This is a genomic window from Microbacterium sp. zg.Y909 (assembly GCF_024626565.1).
The window spans coordinates 1-1,734 of record NZ_JANJFJ010000611.1; the positions used below are offsets into that span (position 1 = coordinate 1).

The window sequence follows — 1,734 nt, forward strand, 5'->3', positions numbered from 1 at the left end:
CGCCACCGCTTCGCGCGCCCGCACGCTCTCGCGGCGCCGGGTGACGACGGCCGTGCGCGCACCGGAGCTCAGCAGCACCAGCACCGCGACGCAGAGGAAGTTGCCCACGACGCCGGCAGCGACGGCGACGACGGGGTGGATGCCGCCGACGATGCCGATGGCGGCCGCGCCCTCACCCTCGATGAACGGCACCGCGCCTGCCAGGGCGAGGATGAGAGGCTGCACGAGGTCCGGCACCTGGGCGACGAGGTCCTGGAAGCGGTCGATGAGGGTCATGGTCGTTCTCCTGGGTGTGGGCCGGCCGATCGGGTGACGGTGGCGATGACACCAGTCCACCGCCTCGGCGTCGACGCGGTAAGTGCCGTTCTGTCACCTGTTCGCGGGCAGTTCCCACGCGGCATCCGTGACATCTGTCATGCCCATACAGTGGACGGGTGACCCGCACCGCCACGCCCCCGACCGATGCGGCCGCCCGCGGCGAGCTGCGCCTGACGAGGGGGATCAGAGCCACCTGGTGGTACACCGTGGCGGCGATCGTCTTCTTCGAGCTGATGCTGCTCACCCTGGGCATCTCGATGATCGCCGAGTGGGAGACCACCCCGCTCGCCGTCGCCACGGTCGCCTGCGGTGGCCTGCTGTGGTGCGCGTCGACGGTGGTGCTGTTGACGGACTACCGCGACCGCACCGACACCGGCCCGCTCGCGACGTGGCCCCGAGCGCTCGCGCCGCTGCTCATCGCCGCGGCGTACGGGGCGGTCATCATCGCCCTGACGGGCGTGTGGGCCTTCGCCGCCCTGCCGCTGGCCCAGTCGCTCATGTTCCTGAACTGGCAGGCCGGGGTGCGGCTGCGCGTCGTAGTGGTGGTCAGCGTGGCGCTCGCGGGCCTCTGGGCCATCGACATGCAGCGGGACCTCGAGGACTGGGGGTTCGTCGGCTTCTACCTCGTCTTGCTGCCGGGCATGACGGTGGTGTCGCTGTGGTGGTGGGACGTGCTCATCACGCTGGACCGCGTGCGAGCCTCCGAGGCGAGGCTCGCGGCGACCCAGGAGCGGCTGCGGGTGGCCACCGACGTCCACGATCTGCAGGGTCATCACCTGCAGGTGATCGCGCTGCAGCTCGAGCTCGCCGAGCGCCTGATGGCCCGCGACCCGCAGGCAGCGCTCGAGCACCTGCAGGCCGCGCGCACGAGCGTCGACGAGGCCCGTCAGGGAACGCGGGACCTCGCGACGAGGTTCCGCGCCGTGCCGCTGCGCGATGAGCTCGCCAACGCCGTGGATCTGCTCCAGGCGGCGGGGATCGCGGCGCAGGCCTCGATCGATCCCGATGCCGACATCGCGCCGGCAGCGGTGCTCGGACCGGTCATCCGCGAGACGACGACGAACATCCTGCGGCACGGCGGCGGCGGATGGGCGCGCCTGGCGCTGACACGGGCCGGGTCGTCCTGGCGGTACGAGATCACCAACGACAGGGGAGCAGACGTGCCGGTGACGCAGGACGGCGCGGGTCTGGAGGGTCTCGCGCGGCGGGCGGCGGACGCCGGGGGAGTGCTCGATGTGCGCCGCGCACCGCGGGAGTTCGCCGTCAGCATGACCGTGCCCGCCCAGGTCGGGGTTCGGTCGTGATCCGGGTGCTCCTCGCCGACGACGAGGGGATGATCCGCTCGGCCTTGGCGGCGCTGCTGCGCCTGGAGGACGACATCGACGTCGTCGCCGAGTGCACCGACGGCGCCCACGC

1 protein-coding gene and 2 pseudogenes are annotated in these 1,734 nt (G+C 72.2%); 2 read left to right on the forward strand and 1 reads right to left on the reverse strand.

Features of this window, described 5'->3' with window-relative positions:
- A pseudogene (locus NQ160_RS23400) lies at window positions 1-276 on the reverse strand (small multidrug efflux protein); the annotation flags it as partial.
- 158 nt (window positions 277-434) lie between these two features.
- On the opposite strand from NQ160_RS23400, the gene NQ160_RS23405 reads away from it, so the two are divergent.
- Both NQ160_RS23405 and NQ160_RS23410 read left to right on the forward strand, forming a co-directional pair.
- The gene (locus tag NQ160_RS23405; protein WP_257517400.1) at window positions 435-1,622 is read left to right on the forward strand and encodes a sensor histidine kinase; all 1,188 of its coding nucleotides are present in this window, start codon (window positions 435-437) and stop codon (window positions 1,620-1,622) included.
- Window positions 1,619-1,734 (forward strand): annotated as a pseudogene (locus NQ160_RS23410) (DNA-binding response regulator); the annotation flags it as partial. The gene NQ160_RS23405 and the pseudogene NQ160_RS23410, both read left to right, overlap by 4 nt.